This window comes from Streptomyces sp. NBC_00459 (assembly GCF_036013955.1).
GTDB lineage: Bacteria > Actinomycetota > Actinomycetes > Streptomycetales > Streptomycetaceae > Streptomyces.
This window is the reverse complement of record NZ_CP107903.1, coordinates 3807121-3822366: the sequence shown is the minus strand read 5'-3', so window position 1 is coordinate 3822366 and position 15246 is coordinate 3807121. Positions and strand designations below refer to the sequence as shown.

General features: G+C 69.9%; 17 protein-coding genes and 3 tRNA genes. 14 read left to right on the top strand and 6 right to left on the bottom strand.

Annotation, left to right across the window (positions count from 1 at the left end):
- Positions 1-112: 112 nt before the first annotated feature.
- The 3 genes from htpX (at position 113) to OHN74_RS16600 (ending at position 2085) form a co-directional block, all read left to right on the top strand.
- The gene (gene htpX, locus OHN74_RS16610) at positions 113-976 is read left to right on the top strand and encodes a zinc metalloprotease HtpX (RefSeq protein ID WP_327695308.1); all 864 of its coding nucleotides are present in this window, start codon (positions 113-115) and stop codon (positions 974-976) included.
- Positions 973-1368, top strand: coding sequence for a YccF domain-containing protein (locus OHN74_RS16605; RefSeq protein WP_327695307.1), 396 nt, complete (start codon positions 973-975; stop codon positions 1366-1368). Before htpX ends, OHN74_RS16605 begins: the two co-directional genes overlap by 4 nt.
- 141 nt (positions 1369-1509) lie before the next feature.
- Entirely contained in the window at positions 1510-2085 is a 576-nt protein-coding gene (locus OHN74_RS16600; protein ID WP_327695306.1) for an SMI1/KNR4 family protein, read from the top strand.
- Positions 2086-2100: 15 nt separating this feature from the next.
- On the opposite strand, the gene OHN74_RS16595 is transcribed toward OHN74_RS16600, so the two are convergent.
- Positions 2101-3381, bottom strand: coding sequence for an APC family permease (locus OHN74_RS16595; RefSeq protein WP_327695305.1), 1281 nt, complete (start codon positions 3379-3381; stop codon positions 2101-2103).
- A 172-nt stretch (positions 3382-3553) separates the two neighbouring features.
- Between OHN74_RS16595 and OHN74_RS16590 the strand changes: the two genes are divergently transcribed.
- The gene (locus OHN74_RS16590) at positions 3554-3820 is read left to right on the top strand and encodes a GlsB/YeaQ/YmgE family stress response membrane protein (RefSeq protein ID WP_319090700.1); all 267 of its coding nucleotides are present in this window, start codon (positions 3554-3556) and stop codon (positions 3818-3820) included.
- 86 nt (positions 3821-3906) lie between these two features.
- Here the strand turns inward: OHN74_RS16590 and OHN74_RS16585 are convergent, their stop codons facing one another.
- Positions 3907-4395: a YajQ family cyclic di-GMP-binding protein gene (locus OHN74_RS16585; RefSeq protein WP_189147754.1), complete on the bottom strand. Its 489-nt coding sequence runs from the start codon at positions 4393-4395 to the stop codon at positions 3907-3909.
- Positions 4396-4631: 236 nt separating this feature from the next.
- On the opposite strand from OHN74_RS16585, the gene OHN74_RS16580 reads away from it, so the two are divergent.
- Positions 4632-4713: transfer RNA gene (locus OHN74_RS16580), tRNA-Tyr, on the top strand.
- Positions 4714-4992: 279 nt separating this feature from the next.
- The gene (locus OHN74_RS16575; RefSeq protein ID WP_164319099.1) at positions 4993-5235 is read left to right on the top strand and encodes a hypothetical protein; all 243 of its coding nucleotides are present in this window, start codon (positions 4993-4995) and stop codon (positions 5233-5235) included.
- A gap of 50 nt (positions 5236-5285) precedes the next feature.
- On the opposite strand, the gene OHN74_RS16570 is transcribed toward OHN74_RS16575, so the two are convergent.
- Both OHN74_RS16570 and OHN74_RS16565 read right to left on the bottom strand, forming a co-directional pair.
- Entirely contained in the window at positions 5286-5942 is a 657-nt protein-coding gene (locus OHN74_RS16570; RefSeq protein ID WP_327695304.1) for an SDR family oxidoreductase, read from the bottom strand.
- An 89-nt stretch (positions 5943-6031) separates the two neighbouring features.
- On the bottom strand, positions 6032-7273 hold the full coding sequence (locus tag OHN74_RS16565; protein WP_327695303.1) for an amidohydrolase family protein: 1242 nt from the start codon (positions 7271-7273) through the stop codon (positions 6032-6034).
- Between the two features lie 345 nt (positions 7274-7618).
- Between OHN74_RS16565 and OHN74_RS16560 the strand changes: the two genes are divergently transcribed.
- The 8 genes from OHN74_RS16560 (at position 7619) to OHN74_RS16525 (ending at position 12567) form a co-directional block, all read left to right on the top strand.
- Positions 7619-7691 (top strand) — tRNA-Thr (locus tag OHN74_RS16560).
- Positions 7692-7737: 46 nt separating this feature from the next.
- Positions 7738-7810 (top strand) — tRNA-Met (locus OHN74_RS16555).
- Between the two features lie 88 nt (positions 7811-7898).
- Positions 7899-8063 carry a 50S ribosomal protein L33 gene (gene rpmG / locus OHN74_RS16550; RefSeq protein ID WP_018834916.1) on the top strand — a complete coding sequence of 55 codons (165 nt, stop codon included), beginning with the start codon at positions 7899-7901 and terminating at the stop codon, positions 8061-8063.
- 133 nt (positions 8064-8196) lie between these two features.
- Entirely contained in the window at positions 8197-8649 is a 453-nt protein-coding gene (locus tag OHN74_RS16545; protein ID WP_327695302.1) for a MaoC family dehydratase N-terminal domain-containing protein, read from the top strand.
- Between the two features lie 4 nt (positions 8650-8653).
- Positions 8654-9103, top strand: a complete 450-nt coding sequence (locus OHN74_RS16540; RefSeq protein WP_327695301.1) for a MaoC family dehydratase — start codon at positions 8654-8656, stop codon at positions 9101-9103.
- 123 nt (positions 9104-9226) lie between these two features.
- Entirely contained in the window at positions 9227-9787 is a 561-nt protein-coding gene (locus OHN74_RS16535; protein ID WP_327695300.1) for a TetR/AcrR family transcriptional regulator, read from the top strand.
- 107 nt (positions 9788-9894) lie between these two features.
- Positions 9895-11361, top strand: a complete 1467-nt coding sequence (locus tag OHN74_RS16530; RefSeq protein ID WP_327695299.1) for a DHA2 family efflux MFS transporter permease subunit — start codon at positions 9895-9897, stop codon at positions 11359-11361.
- A 150-nt stretch (positions 11362-11511) separates the two neighbouring features.
- Positions 11512-12567, top strand: a complete 1056-nt coding sequence (locus tag OHN74_RS16525) for a UDP-N-acetylmuramate dehydrogenase (RefSeq protein ID WP_327695298.1) — start codon at positions 11512-11514, stop codon at positions 12565-12567.
- A 22-nt stretch (positions 12568-12589) separates the two neighbouring features.
- On the opposite strand, the gene OHN74_RS16520 is transcribed toward OHN74_RS16525, so the two are convergent.
- Positions 12590-13621 (bottom strand): adenosine deaminase, encoded by a 1032-nt coding sequence (locus OHN74_RS16520; protein ID WP_327695297.1) that lies wholly within the window; start codon positions 13619-13621, stop codon positions 12590-12592.
- 161 nt (positions 13622-13782) lie between these two features.
- Positions 13783-15009 (bottom strand): pyridoxal phosphate-dependent aminotransferase, encoded by a 1227-nt coding sequence (locus OHN74_RS16515; protein ID WP_327695296.1) that lies wholly within the window; start codon positions 15007-15009, stop codon positions 13783-13785.
- Positions 15010-15246: the final 237 nt, after the last annotated feature.

The following is a 15246-nucleotide window of genomic DNA, read 5'->3' as shown; positions in this document are numbered from 1 at the left end:
GCCTCCGAGCACGCAAGGGAACTGCGAATCCCCGCCTGGCGTTGACCAGTACAGAAGGGTCCACTGGACCTGACACCAGGGTTCCCCTGCCGCACCACTAGGAGGGCGTACCGTGCACCGCCGGCACAACGGGCTCAGGACAGCCCTGCTCCTCGGGGGACTGTCCGCACTCATCATCGTCATCGGCAGCTTCTTCGGCCGTACGGGCCTTGTGATCGCACTCCTCATCGCGATCGGCACGAACGCGTACGCGTACTGGAACAGCGACAAGCTGGCTCTACGCGCGATGCGCGCCCGCCCGGTGAGCGAATTCGAGGCTCCGGCCCTGTACCGCATGGTCCGCGACCTCTCGACCCAGGCCCGCCAGCCCATGCCGCGCCTGTACATCTCGCCCACCGAAGCACCGAACGCGTTCGCGACGGGCCGCAATCCGCGCAACGCGGCAGTGTGCTGCACCGAGGGCATCCTGCGCATCCTGGACGAGCGCGAGCTGCGCGGCGTCATCGGCCATGAGCTGAGCCATGTCTACAACCGCGACATCCTCATCTCGTCGGTCGCCGGCGCGCTGGCCTCCGTGATCATGTTCCTGGTCAACTTCGCCTGGCTGATCCCGATCGGCCGCTCGAACGACGACGACGGCCCCGGCATCCTCGGCATGCTGCTGATCATGATCCTGGGCCCACTCGCGGCCACTGTCATCCAGCTCGCCATCAGCCGCTCCAGGGAATACGAGGCCGACGCGTCGGGCGCCCAGCTCACCGGCGACCCACTGGCCCTCGCGAGCGCCCTGCGCAAACTGGAGGCGGGCACGAAACAACTCCCGCTGCCTCCCGAGCCGCGTATCGAGACCGCGAGTCACATGATGATCGCGAACCCCTTCCGCCCAGGCCAGGGACTCTCCAAGATGTTCTCTACGCACCCGCCGATGGCGGAGCGCATCGCCCGGCTCGAAAAGATGGCAGGTCGCCACCAGTGAAGACAATCCTCAACGTCATTTGGCTCGTCCTGAGCGGCTTCTGGCTGTTCCTCGCCTATCTGGCGGCAGGCGCGCTGCTCTGCATCACGATTATCGGAATTCCGTTCGGCATCGCGGCCTTCCGGATCGGCGCCTACGCCCTGTGGCCCTTCGGCCGCACGACCGTCGAGCGGCGCGACGCGGGCGCCCCCTCCTGCGTCGGCAACGTCCTGTGGCTCGTCCTCGCGGGCTGGTGGCTCGCCCTGGCCCACGTCGTCACCGGCGTGGCTCTCTGCATCACGATCATCGGCATCCCCTTCGGCATCGCCAACTTCAAGCTCATCCCCGTCTCGCTGCTGCCGCTGGGCCGCGAAATCGTGCCGACGGACCAGCCGTTCAGCTCCCGCTGGTAGCACGGCCGGAGACGGAAGAGGGCGGGGGCGTCGTCGTCCCCGCCCGACGGTTTTCCACAGCCTGCGGGCGGGATCGTGTCCCGGCCCGTGGGTTGTCCACAGGCCGCCGCGATTGTCAGTGGCGGCCTGCATGATGAATCCATGACCGAGACCGAGCAGTTGCTGACACGGGTGGCCGCCGCGGCGCACAACACCCGTCCGTGGGGCTGGCCTTCACTCCCCGCCCCCGTGGACGCGGCAACGCTCGACCGTGCCGAGACCGTCCTCGGCTTCCGTCTGCCGCCGCTCCTCGCCGAGCTCTACCTCCGGATCGGAGACGGCGGATTCGGCCCTTCCTACGGCCTGTTGCCCCTGCTCGACGGCGCGCCCGCCGGTGAGCCGCCCGTCGTCGCCCAGTACCTCGCCAACCGCAAGGCGGCCCGCAAGGACCCGGACTGGCCCTGGCCCGAGGGCATCCTGCCGATATCCCACTGGGGCTGCGGGATGTACGCGTGCGTGGACTGCCGCACACCGGAAGGCACCGTCCTGCTCTTCGAACCGAACGCCGACGACGCCGACCACGCGTGGTACACCGACGCCCCCGGCCTCGCGGAGTGGCTGCACACCTGGCTCGACGGCTCGGGCTGGTACGAGGAGTCCAGCGACGATACGGACCTGGAGCCCTGGCCCGAATTCCGCATACGCACGGCGACAGCACCGCCGGTCGAGCCCTCGTAGCCGACGCGAGTTCCGTCAGCGGTCAGGTCCGGCCGACGACCGCGAAGCCGACCACCACCGTCGTACGCCGAACGCGACCGCCCCCAAGCCCAGCACGCCCCCGCCCACGACCACCGACACCCCCGGCAGCGCGAACGCCAGCGTCACACAGCCGAGGAGCCCCACCGCCGGCACCACCCGTGACGCCGGAGCCGAACTCAGAGTCCAGGCGGAGGCGTTGGCCACCGCGTAGTAAGCCAGAACCCCGAAGGAGGAGAAGCCGATAGCGCCCCGTACGTCCACCGTCGCGGCCAGCACAGCGACCACCGCGCCCACGGCCAGCTCGGCCCGGTGCGGTACCTCGAAGCGCGGATGCACGGCGGCCAGGGCACCCGGCAGATGACGGTCACGGGCCATGGCCAGCGTCGTCCGCGAGACGCCCAGGATCAGGGCGAGCAGCGAGCCCAGCGCGGCCACGGCGGCACCGGCCCGGACGACCGGCACCAGCCCCGGCACGCCCGCCGCCCGTACAGCGTCGGCCAGTGGGGCGGTCGCCTGCCCGAGCCCGCCCGACCCCAGCACGGAAAGGACAGCCACCGACACCGCCGCGTACACCGCCAGCGCGATGCCCAGGGCCGTCGGGATCGCACGCGGGATGGTGCGCGCGGGATCCCGCACGTCCTCGCCGAGGGTCGCGATCCGGGCGTACCCGGCGAACGCGAAGAACAGCAGTCCGGCCGCCTGGAGCACTCCGCCCACGCCAAAGGAGGCCCCGACCTCCAGCCGGTCGGCATCGGCGGCGCCAGAGGTCAGGCACACCACCACCACGGAAGCGAGGACAGCGAGGACCACTGCCACGATCGCCCGAGTCAGCCAGGCGGACTTCTGGACTCCGCCGTAGTTCACCGCGGTCAGCGCCACCACGGCCGCGACCGCCACAGCGTGCGCCTGATCCGGCCAGACGTACGTGCCCACGGTGAGCGCCATCGCCGCACAGGAAGCCGTCTTCCCGACGACGAACGACCACCCCGCGAGATAGCCCCAGAAGGCGCCGAGCCGCTCGCGCCCGTACACGTAGGTGCCGCCGGAAGCGGGATAGAGGGCGGCCAGCCGGGCGGACGACATGGCGTTGCAGTGGGCGACCACGGCCGCTGTGGCGAGCCCGAGCAGCAGCCCGGACCCCGCCGCGCGTGCCGCGGGTCCCAGAGCTGCGAAGACACCGGCTCCGACCATCGACCCGAGCCCGATGACAACGGCGTCCCCGACACCAAGGGTGCGTCGCAGTTCAGGGGTCGATCGGGCACCGGGCTGTGTCATGGGCCGCACCCTACTGACCGGTGCAACCGCCGGGCACCGCGCTGACGTCGTGCACAGCAACACAACACGAACAACGCATCAGCCCGAACGCACCGACACGACGAGGTCGACGACGTCGCAAGTCACAGCGCCGGGACAGTTCGAGCACAGCACAGACGGGCAGGTTCAGGACATGAGCATCATCGGCTGGATCATCCTTGGGCTGTTGGCCGGGGCCATCGCCAAGTTTCTGCTGCCGGGGCGCGACCCGGGCGGTTTCATCGGCACGACGGTCATCGGCGTCGCGGGCGCGTTCCTGGGTGGCTGGATCTCGGCGCGCTTCCTGGACCACCCCATCAGTAAACAGTTCTACGACGGAACCACGTGGGCGGCGGCGATCGGCGGCTCACTGGTGCTGCTGATCGCGTACCGCATTCTGTTCGGCAACTCGCGCGACTGAGCGCGTACTTGATCCGCAGTCGGCTGCCGGCAGCGGGGAGGGGTGGGCACCGCAGGACGGCCCACCCCTCCCCGACCACTTGTGGACTACCGGTAGTTCACGAACTGCAGTGCGAAGTCGAAGTCCTTGCCCTTGAGGAGGGCGATGATGGCCTGAAGGTCGTCACGGCTCTTCGAGCTGACGCGCAGCTCCTCGCCCTGGACCTGGGCCTTCGCGCCCTTCGGGCCCTCGTCACGGATGATCTTCGCGACCTTCTTCGCGTTCTCCTGGGAGATGCCCTCCTCGATCGAGGCGAAGAGCTTGTACTCCTTGCCGGAGAGCTGGGGCTCGCCCGCGTCCAGGCACTTCAGCGAGATGCCGCGCTTGATCAGCTTGGTCTCGAACACATCGAGGACCGCCTTGACCCGTTCCTCGGAGTTCGCCTCCATGAGGATCTTCTCGCCGGACCACGAGATCGAGGCACCCACGCCCTTGAAGTCGTAGCGCTGGGAGATCTCCTTGGCGGTCTGGTTGAGGGCGTTGTCGACCTCCTGCCGCTCGACCTTCGAGACGATGTCGAAACTGGAGTCGGCCATGTCCTGTGGCTCCTTGTATGGGGTACTTGTCGGAATCTGTGGGGTGCGTATCGGCATGCGTGGGGACAGCAGCCGAGCCCGGCGTACGTCCCGGGCCGCATCCGTATAAGCCTAGCCACCCCCTCCCCTCCGAGTGCCGCTCAATCGAGTGGCGAAGCACCCCTGTCCATCGGGTATCGTTTACGTCGTTGCCACGGAGCACCGCCGAAAAGCGGTTCGAAAGGGCAGCAAACCCTGGCGGTGTGCCCGAGCGGCCAAAGGGAGCAGACTGTAAATCTGCCGGCTCAGCCTACCCAGGTTCGAACCCTGGCGCCGCCACAGGTTGAACAAAGGGCCCGTCACCTACTTCATCGCAGGTGACGGGCCCTTTGTCGTGCGTCCGTGAGAGCAGTGCACTATCTCACTCCGCATCGTGTTCGAACGCTCCCTTTCGGAATCCGTGGACGAGGCACGGACGGCGCCCACGGGCCGCTCAGTCGTGAGGAATCGCCGTACGGGGGGCACGTCGCCGCTGTCTTCCGCAGTTCGAATCCACGCGTTGCCAAGTGGGTCTTTTCGTTGCGGGCGCGCGTTGGAGCCATGAGGGAGAGTGACCCCATGTCATCGCTGTCACGGCCGTCGTTCGTGTCGTCGTCCCGTCGCCGGAGCTGTCCCGAGTGTCGGCGGGAGATCGCTGTCGTCGCCGGGAGGTTCGCGCGGCACGATCCGCAGGGAGCCCGGGGGAGCGGGGAGCTCGTTTCGTGCCCGGGATCGCGGCGGCAGGCGGAACTCGGGGCGGCCCAGCCGTCGTTGGACGGGTACGTCCAACCCGAATTCCCCGGCCAGCTGCCCCTCTTCTAGCCCCTGCCGATCTTCTGGCCCCGGCGCGTCAACCGTTCGTCCGCTCGCCCTCAGTTCCCCGCGACCGATTTCACCGCGACCGAAACCGGCGTCGAACCGCCGATCAGCTCCAGCGTCAGGCCCGCTGTCGCCGGAGTGTCCAGTAGTTCCGTGATGACGGCGGCCACGTCGTCGCGCGGGATGGAGCCGCGCCCCGTGTCGGCCTCCAGGCGTACGCGGCCCGTGCCGGCGTCGTCCGTCAGGGCGCCGGGGCGCAGGATCGTCCAGTCGAGCGCGTCCAGGCCGCTGACGTACGCGTCGGCCTCGCCCTTCGCCCGCTGGTAGACGTCGAAGACGTCGTCACCCCGGTGGGCCGGATCCGCGCCCATCGACGACACGACCACGTGCCTGCGTACTCCCGCCCGGACCGCCGCGTCCGCGAACAGCACCGCCGCTCCCCGGTCCACCGTGTCCTTGCGGGCCGTCCCGCTGCCCGGGCCCGCGCCCGCCGCGAAGACCGCCGCGTCAGCGCCCCGCAGCAGCTCCGCGACCTCCTCCACCGACGCCGACTCGAGGTCGCACACGACCGGTTCCGCACCGGCCGCCCTCAGATCGTCGCTCTGTTCGGGGCGGCGGATGATGCCCGCGACCTCGTCACCACGCGCGGCGAGCAGACGCTCCAGCCGCAACGCGATCTGACCATGACCTCCAGCGATGACAATGCGCATGCCTTCGACCGTACGCCCCGCCGAACCCGTTCGCCGCACAGCCCGCACGACGTCCGTCCGCACTGCCGAAGCCTCACCGTTCACTCACCTCACGACTGCCCCGTACGCCCCTGCCGCGGCAGGTCCAGCGCGGCCACTGCCGGTGTGTTGCAGTACTCCCGCACCGCGCTGGTCCGTGCCACAACGCGCCCCCTGTGCACCACGATTCGGCTGTAGGCGAGAGACAGCGCGCCGGCCAGACGGTCGCCCCGGACCGCCAGCAGCTCCGCCGGGAAGCCCGCCTCCACCCGCACCTCCGGCAGGCCGAGCACCGCCCGCGCCGACGTGCTCACGGCGTCGTACGCCTCCTCCGGGCGCAGGCCGTGCCGGGACGCGAGCAGATACGCCGCCTCCAGGGGGTCCCCGCGGCCCACCGGGTTCGACACGTCCCGCAGCGCGCCGCTGCCCGCCGCCACCCGTACCCCGGCCGCCCGCAGCAGTCGTACCGGAGCCGTGGCACGGCGTTCCGCGCCGCCGCAGCCGCCCTGGGGGAGGCATGTCACCGTCACGCCCGCCGCGGCGAGTTGGTCCGCCGCCCGCGAGGCCACTTCGGCGGGGAGCCGACCGAGGCCGCCGCAGGGGCCGATGGCCACGCCGGGGCGCAGACCGCCCGCCATCGCCGCCAGCCGGGCCAGCCGGGCCGGGTCGTCACCGTCCGTGTGCAGATCGACCGGGCAGCCGTGTTCCGAGGCGACCTCCAGGACCGCCTCCACATAGCCGGTCGGATCGGGGTCGCGGTCCGGGCAGCCGCCCACCACCGAGGCGCCCATCTTGACGGCGTCCCTCAGCATCGCCAGACCGTCCGCCCCGGCGGCGCCGGTCAGTACGCGCGGCATCGCCACCGCCGTCAGTTCGGCGAGGCCGCGCAGGGCCCGCCGCGCCTGCAGTACGGCGGCCAGGGCCCCCAGCCCCGGTACGTCGCCGATGCGGACGTGCGAGCGCAACGCTGTGGCCCCGTGGCCCAGTTGGAGCAGAGCGGCCTCGGTGGCCCGGCGCTGGACGTCCTGAGGGTCGTAGGAGACCGGGCCGTCGGCGTCGGCGGACAGGGCCGTGTCGCCGTGCGCGTGCGGTTCGGCGGGGGCCGGCAGGAGCAGGTAGCCGCTGAGGTCGACGCGGGCGGCGTACGCGCTGAGACTGCCGACCGTACCGACCGCCTCGATACGGCCGCCGCCCAGCCGTACGTCCACGGTCCGGCCGTCGGTGAGACGTGCCCCACACAGGAGAAGCGCTGCCGGGTCCCCCGAAGAAGCGGGCGACGAGGAGCGGGGCGGCTGCGGCTGGCTGTCGGGCATCGCGCTCCTGTGCTCGGGGGCGGCTGCGCGCAAGCGGGGACACAAGATCACGCAGAGTGAGTCGAGCCTAGGGCGGGCGTCCTCCCCTGTTGCGGAGGAGCGCAATAGTCGTACCGGTGTGGTCCGCCGGACGGGAAAGTTCGCTGGCGAGGGGGTGTGGGAGCGGATGCCGGAGTGGTTGCGGGAGTGGTTGCGGAAGGGGGCTTCGAGGCTGCTGGGGAAGGGGTTTTGGGAGCCCGGACGGAACGCGGGCGGAGTGCGGAACGGGGGCCGGAACAGGCCGGGGAGGGTGCCGCGAAACGGATTTGGGTGAACGGTGGCGAGCGTGTAATGTCTTCATCGCTCGCCCCAATAGCTCAGTCGGTAGAGCGTCTCCATGGTAAGGAGAAGGTCTGCGGTTCGATTCCGCATTGGGGCTCTGGTGTGAGAGGTCCCCGTCGCAAGACGGGGTCCGATCGCATCACAGCGGTGTAGCTCAGTCGGTAGAGCAAGCGGCTCATAATCGCTGTGTCACCGGTTCAAGTCCGGTCACCGCTACTGACAGTAGCCGATTGCGGGGTCGGTCCTTCGATCGGCTACTCTCGTATGCGTTCAACGTCCCATCCGTTCGTCAAGGAGCACTCCTGTGGCTGCCACCGACGTCCGCCCGAAGATCACGCTGGCCTGCGTGGAGTGCAAGGAGCGGAACTACATCACCAAGAAGAACCGGCGTAACAACCCGGATCGAATGGAGATGAAGAAGCACTGCCCGCGTTGCAATGCGCACACCGCGCATCGCGAAACGCGATAAATCAGGCTCGTACGTCGAGGCCGTCCCCTGTTGGTTGGGGGGCGGCCTCGCGTCGTTACAGCAGCACAGCAGCCGCGAACCATGCGACCACGCGACCAGTGCGATCCAGTTCGATTCAGGAGGTGCCGAGCCCATGGCGCTCGACCAGTCCTTCGTGGGGCGGTCCTATCCGCCCACCGAGCCCTATGAGGTCGGCCGGGAGAAGATCCGCGAGTTCGCGGAGGCGGTGGGTGACGCCAACCCCGCGTACACGGACCCCGAGGCAGCCAAGGCCCTCGGTCACTCCGATGTGATCGCCCCGCCCACCTTTGTGTTCACGATCACCTTCAAGGCGGCGGCAGACGTCGTTGCGGACCCGCGGCTCGGTCTGGACTACAGCCGGGTGGTGCACGGCGACCAGAAGTTCGCCTACGTCCGCCCCGTCCGCGCCGGCGACCGGCTCACCGTCACCTCGACCATCGAGGCCGTCAAGTCCATGGCGGGCAACGAGATCATCGACATCCGCGGCGAGGTCCACGACGAGGCGGGCGAGCACGTCGTGACCGCCTGGACCAAGCTCGTCGCCCGCCCGGCCGAGGAGGGCTGACCCCATGACGGCCAATTCCGCGAACGATTCCGCGAAGATCTCCTACGCCGACGTCGAGGTCGGCACCGAACTGCCCGCGCAGACGTTTCCCGTGACCCGCGCCACCCTCGTCCAGTACGCGGGCGCCTCGGGGGACTTCAACCCCATCCACTGGAACGAGAAGTTCGCGGTCGAGGTCGGTCTGCCCGACGTCATCGCGCACGGCATGTTCACGATGGCCGAGGCGATCCGCGTCGTCACCGACTGGGTCGGCGACCCGGGGGCTGTCGTCGAGTACGGCGTCCGCTTCACCAAGCCGGTCGTCGTCCCGAACGACGATCAGGGCGCGACCATCGAGGTCAGCGGCAAGGTCGGGGCCAAGCTCGACGACAACACGGTCCGCGTCGACCTCCTCGCGATGTGCGCGGGACAGAAGGTGCTGGGCATGTCCCGGGCTGTCGTCCGGCTGGGCTGAGCACGACAGTTCGATGAATTCCGGTGCTTGGTAAGGGGCGTTCGCTATGGCGGGCGCCCCTTACCCAGTTCCAGCTTCGGGGATCCGTTGACATGGTTAGTGATTGAGTACTAACTTACTCGCATGGTCAGGATGAGCGCAGAGGAGCGACGCGAGAGCGTCATCCGCGCGGCGATCACCGAGTTCGCGCAGAGGGGCTACTACGGCACCTCCACCGAGGCGATCGCCAAGCGGGTGGGCGTCTCGCAGCCGTACCTCTTCCGACTCTTCCCGGGCAAGAAGGCGATGTTCGCCGCTGCCTCCCAGCGGTGCATGGGTGATGTGTGTCGGGTCCTGGGGGAGGCGGCCGAAGGGCTGGAGGGTGAGGAAGCCCTGCATTCCATGGCGGACGCGTACGCGCAGTTGATCAGTGAGCACCCCGAGCGGCTGCAGATGCAGATGCAGACGTACGTGGCTGTCGCCGCCGCCGAGGCCGAGGGCGACCATGAGTTCGGCGAGGCCGTGCGGGCCGGCTGGATGAAGCTCTGGGATGCCGTGGAGGTGCCCGTCGGGGAGGAGACGACGACCTTCCTGGCCTACGGGATGCTCATCAACACCCTTGCGGCCATGGGGTTTCCGTCCGGGCATCGGGTCTGGCAGGGGATGTGGCCCTCGGCGCAGATCAAGGGGCGGGTCGAACCCTGAGGGGTACGGGCCGGTGTTCGCGGCCTTCGTTTGACCGTAAAAGTTAGTGATCAATAACTAAGTCACCTCATCGGAACCATCGGCAGCGATCATCCCCAGGGGGAGAGATGTCAGAGCAGCAGAGCGAGCAGCGAGATCAGAGCAGGACCGGCGCACCGCGCGGTGGAGCCGTCTGGGCGCTCGTCATCACCAGCGTCGCCGGGTTCATGGCGGCCCTCGACAACCTCGTCGTCACCACCGCGCTGCCCTCCATCCGCAAGGATCTCGGGGGAGCGCTGGGGGACCTGGAATGGACCGTGAGTGCCTACACGCTCACCTTCGCCGTGCTGCTGATGTTCGGCGCGGCCCTCGGTGACCGCTTCGGCCGACGTCGGCTGTTCATCGTGGGGCTCACCGTCTTCACCGGCGCCTCCGCCGCCGCGGCCATGGCCCCCGGCATCGACTCGCTGATCGCCGCCCGCGCGGTCCAGGGCGTCGGCGCGGCGATCATGATGCCGCTGACGCTGACCCTGCTCACGGCCGCCGTCCCGGCCGCCAAGCGCGGAATGGCGTTCGGCATCTGGGGTGCCGTCAACGGTCTCGCCGTGGCCTCCGGACCGCTCATCGGGGGCAGCCTCACCGAGCACATCTCCTGGCACTGGATCTTCTGGCTGAACGTTCCGCTGGGCCTCGCCCTGCTGCCGCTCGCCCGGCTGCGCCTCGCCGAGTCGCACGGCACCGGCGCCCCGCTCGACGTCACCGGCACCCTGCTGGCCAGCGGCGGCCTGTTCGGCATCGTCTACGGGCTCGTGCGTGGCCCGGCCGACGGCTGGACCAGCTCCTACGTCCTGACCGGGCTGATCGCGGGCGGTGCGCTCCTCGTCGCCTTCGTCGTCCACGGCATCCGGGCGAAGAACCCGATGCTGCCCATGCGCCTCTTCCGCTCCCGCGCCTTCGCCGGGATCAACGCGGCCTCCCTGCTGATGTTCCTCGGGATGTTCGGGTCGATCTTCCTGCTCAGCCAGTACATGCAGGGCGTACTCGGCTACTCGCCCACCGAGGCGGGCCTGCGGATGCTGCCCTGGACCGGTATGCCGATGCTCGTCGCCCCGATCGCCGGCATCCTCTCCGACCGGATCGGCGGCCGGCCGGTCGTCGCCACCGGCCTCTTCCTCCAGGCCGCCGGCCTCGGCTACATGGCCTTCGTGGTCACGGCGGACGCCTCCTACGCCATCCAGCTGCCCGGCCTGATCATCAGCGGCATCGGCATGGCCCTGTTCTTCGCACCGGCCGCCAACCTGGTGATGTCCGGCGTCCGCCCGAGCGAACAGGGCATCGCCTCCGGGGCCAACAACGCCCTGCGCGAGGTCGGCGGCGCTCTCGGCATCGCCGTCATGGGATCGATCTTCGCGGCCCAGGGCGGCTACGAGACCGGCCAGACCTTCGTCGACGGTCTCCGGCCCGCCCTGGTGGTCGGCTCCGCGGTGGTCGCCCTCGCGGGCGTCGCGGCCCTCCTGATCCCGGCCACCCGTCGCCCCGCGCCGAAGACTGAGTCCGCCGAGCCGGCGCCGGTGCTGGAGACGGCCGCCCACTGAACCCCCGTAGGACCGCTGCACGCGCGTACGGCCCCGATCCTCGCCGGCGGGGCCGTACGCGCGCGTGCTGCTGCCAGAGGATGGGCGGGCGCGCGGGTGAACGGGCTCACGCCCGCGTGGTCCCCGGGAACCGTCTCGTAGTCTTGGCGCGTGCAGGAAATCCACGACGCGCCCCTCGCCCCGCTGACCACCTTCCGGCTCGGAGGTCCCGCGGACCGGCTGATCACGGCGACGACCGACGCCGAGGTCGTCGCCGCCGTCCGCGAGGCCGACGACTCCGGAACCCCGCTGCTGGTCATCGGCGGCGGCTCGAACCTGGTCATCGGCGACAAGGGGTTCGCGGGCACGGCTCTGCGGATCGCCACGACCGGCGTCGACCTCGACGGCACGGAGCTGGAGCTGGCCGCCGGCGAGGTGTGGACCGACGCCGTCGCGCGCACGGTCGAGGCTGGGCTCGCCGGGATCGAGTGCCTCGCCGGAATCCCTGGTTCGGCGGGTGCGACACCCATCCAGAACGTGGGTGCGTACGGGCAGGAGGTGTCCTCGACGATCACCGAGGTCGTCGCCTACGACCGGGTCACCCGCGAGACGGTCACCATCGCGGGCCCCGACTGCGCCTTCTCGTACCGCCACAGCCGTTTCAAGGCGGACCCCGAGCGCCATGTCGTCCTGCGCGTCCGCTTCGCCCTGGAGGACGCGAACGGGCTGTCGGCGCCCCTGAAGTACGCCGAGACGGCCCGCGCCCTCGGTGTCGAGCCCGGCGAGCGGGTGGCGCTGGACGCGGCCCGCGAGACCGTGCTGAAGCTGCGCGCGGGGAAGGGCATGGTCCTGGACCCCGAGGACCACGACACCTGGTCCGCCGGGTCCTTCTTCACCAACCCGATCCTCACGGACGCCGAGTTCGCCGCGTTCCACGCGCGCGTGGCGGAGCGGCTCGGCACCGATGCCGTACCGCCCGCCTACCCGGCAGGAGAGGGCCGCACCAAGACCTCGGCGGCCTGGCTGATCGACAAGGCCGGCTTCACCAAGGGGTACGGCACCGGACCCGCCCGAATCTCCACCAAGCACACCCTGGCCCTCACCAACCGCGGCCGGGCCACCACGGAGGACCTGCTCGCCCTCGCCCGCGAGGTCGTCACCGGGGTCCGGGACGCCTTCGGGGTCACCCTCGTCAACGAACCGGTGACGGTCGGCGTCAGCCTCTAGGAATCCCCTGGGGACCCCAGGGCTACGAGGTCAGCCAGTCGTCGATCCCCGCCAGGAGCTTCGTCTGTACGCCCTCGGGTGCCGCCGAACCGCGCACCGACTGGCGGGCCAGTTCGGCCAGTTCCGCGTCCGTGAAGGCGTGGTACTCGCGGGCGATCTCGTACTGGGCCGCGAGCCGTGAGCCGAACAGCAGCGGGTCGTCGGCGCCCAGCGCCAGCGGCACACCGGCCTCGAAGAGCTTGCGCAACGGCACGTCCTCGGGCTTCTCGTACACCCCCAGGGCGACGTTCGACGCCGGGCACACCTCGCAGGTGATCTGGCGGTCCGCGAGGCGCTTCAACAGGCGCGGGTCCTCCGCCGCCCGCACCCCGTGGCCGATCCGGGTCGCGTGCAGGTCGTCCAGACAGTCGCGGACCGATGACGGTCCCGTCAGCTCGCCGCCGTGCGGGGCCGACAGCAGACCCCCCTCGCGCGCGATGGCGAAGGCCCGGTCGAAGTCCCGGGCCATGCCCCGCCGTTCGTCGTTCGAGAGCCCGAAGCCCACGACACCCCGGTCCGCGTACCGCACGGCGAGGCGGGCCAGCGTGCGCGCGTCCAGGGGGTGCTTCATCCGGTTCGCGGCCACCAGGACCCGCATCCCGATCCCGGTCTCCCGGCCCGCGGTCTCCACCGCGTCCAGGATGATCTCCAGCGCCGGGATGAGACCACCCAGACGAGGGGCGTACGACGTCGGGTCGACCTGGATCTCCAGCCAGCCCGAGCCGTCCTTCGCGTCCTCCTCGGCGGCCTCGCGGACCAGCCGCTGGATGTCCTCGGGCTCCCGCAGACAGGACCGGGCCGCGTCGTACAGCCGTTGGAAGCGGAACCAGCCCCGCTCGTCGGTCGCCCGGAGTTTCGGCGGCTCGCCACTGGTGAGGGCGTCGGTCAGCGCCTCGGGCAGCCGCACACCGTACTTGTCGGCCAGTTCCAGCAGGGTCGCGGACCGCATCGACCCGGTGAAGTGCAGATGCAGATGGGCTTTCGGCAGTTCAGAGACATCACGTACGTGCTCCATTCTCGGATCCTGCCGTACGTCCGGCTCGTATCGGTAGCGCTTTCCCTGAACGTGGTCTTGCTCGCACTGACGCTCGTACCGAGAGACGAGAGAAGGCCGCCTCCCCGAAGGGAAGCGGCCCACTCGTCTCACGAGGTTCTGTACGAGGTTCCGTACAGGGTTCAGTCCGTCGCCTCGGCCAGCAGCTTCTGCATGCGGCTGACGCCCTCGACGAGGTCCTCGTCGCCCAGGGCGTACGACAGGCGCAGGTAGCCCGGTGTGCCGAACGCCTCACCGGGTACGACGGCCACCTCGACCTCGTCCAGGATCAGCGCGGCCAGCTCGACCGAGTCCTGCGGGCGCTTGCCGCGGATCTCCTTGCCCAGCAGGGCCTTCACCGACGGGTAGACGTAGAAGGCGCCCTCGGGCTCCGGGCAGATCACACCGTCGATCTCGTTGAGCATCCGCACGATGGTGTGGCGGCGGCGGTCGAAGGCCACGCGCATCTCCGCGACGGCGTCCAGGTTCCCGGAGACGGCGGCGAGGGCGGCGACCTGGGCCACGTTCGACACGTTGGACGTCGCGTGCGACTGGAGGTTCGTCGCGGCCTTGACGACGTCCTTCGGGCCGATGATCCAGCCGACCCGCCAGCCCGTCATGGCGTACGTCTTGGCGACACCGTTGACCACGATGCACTTGTCGCGCAGCTCGGGGAGGATCGCGGGGAGCGAGGTGAACTTCGCGTCGCCGTAGACGAGGTGCTCGTAGATCTCGTCCGTCAGCACCCACAGACCGTGCTCCACGGCCCAGCGGCCGATCGCCTCGGTGTCCTCGGCGCTGTAGACCGCGCCGGTCGGGTTCGAGGGGGAGACGAACAGGACGACCTTCGTCCGCTCGGTACGGGCCGCCTCCAGCTGCTCCACGCTGACCCGGTAGCCGGTGGTCTCGTCCGCGACGACCTCGACCGGGACACCGCCGGCGAGACGGATCGACTCCGGGTACGTCGTCCAGTACGGGGCCGGGACGATGACCTCGTCGCCCGGGTCGAGGATCGCGGCGAACGCCTCGTAGATGGCCTGCTTGCCGCCGTTGGTCACCAGGACCTGGGAGGCGTCCACCTCGTAGTTCGAGTCGCGGAGCGTCTTGGCGACGATCGCGGCCTTCAGCTCGGGCAGACCGCCGGCCGGCGTGTAGCGGTGGTACTTGGGGTTCGAGCAGGCCTCGACGGCGGCCTGGACGATGTAGTCCGGGGTCGGGAAGTCCGGCTCACCGGCGCCGAAGCCGATCACCGGGCGCCCGGCGGCCTTCAGGGCCTTGGCCTTGGCGTCCACGGCGAGGGTGGCGGACTCGGAGATCGCGCCGACTCGGGCGGAGACCCGGCGCGCGGTGGAAGGGGTTGCAGCGCTCATGGTGCCCATCGTTTCAGACCGGAAACCTCCCCGGCACACGGGTTTCACCTATTGGTCAGCCCGGACCACCTACGGGAACGGCGGACGGTCACCAGGCAGGGTCGACGGCTGAACAAGCGTCCGGATCCGACACCTGGGCTGGGCGATCTTCCGCCCGCAACGGCCCGGCGGGCGCTTTCTGTTCGACGACCGGCTCCGAAGCACGTACACTCTCACCTCGTTGGCCTTCACCGGCCC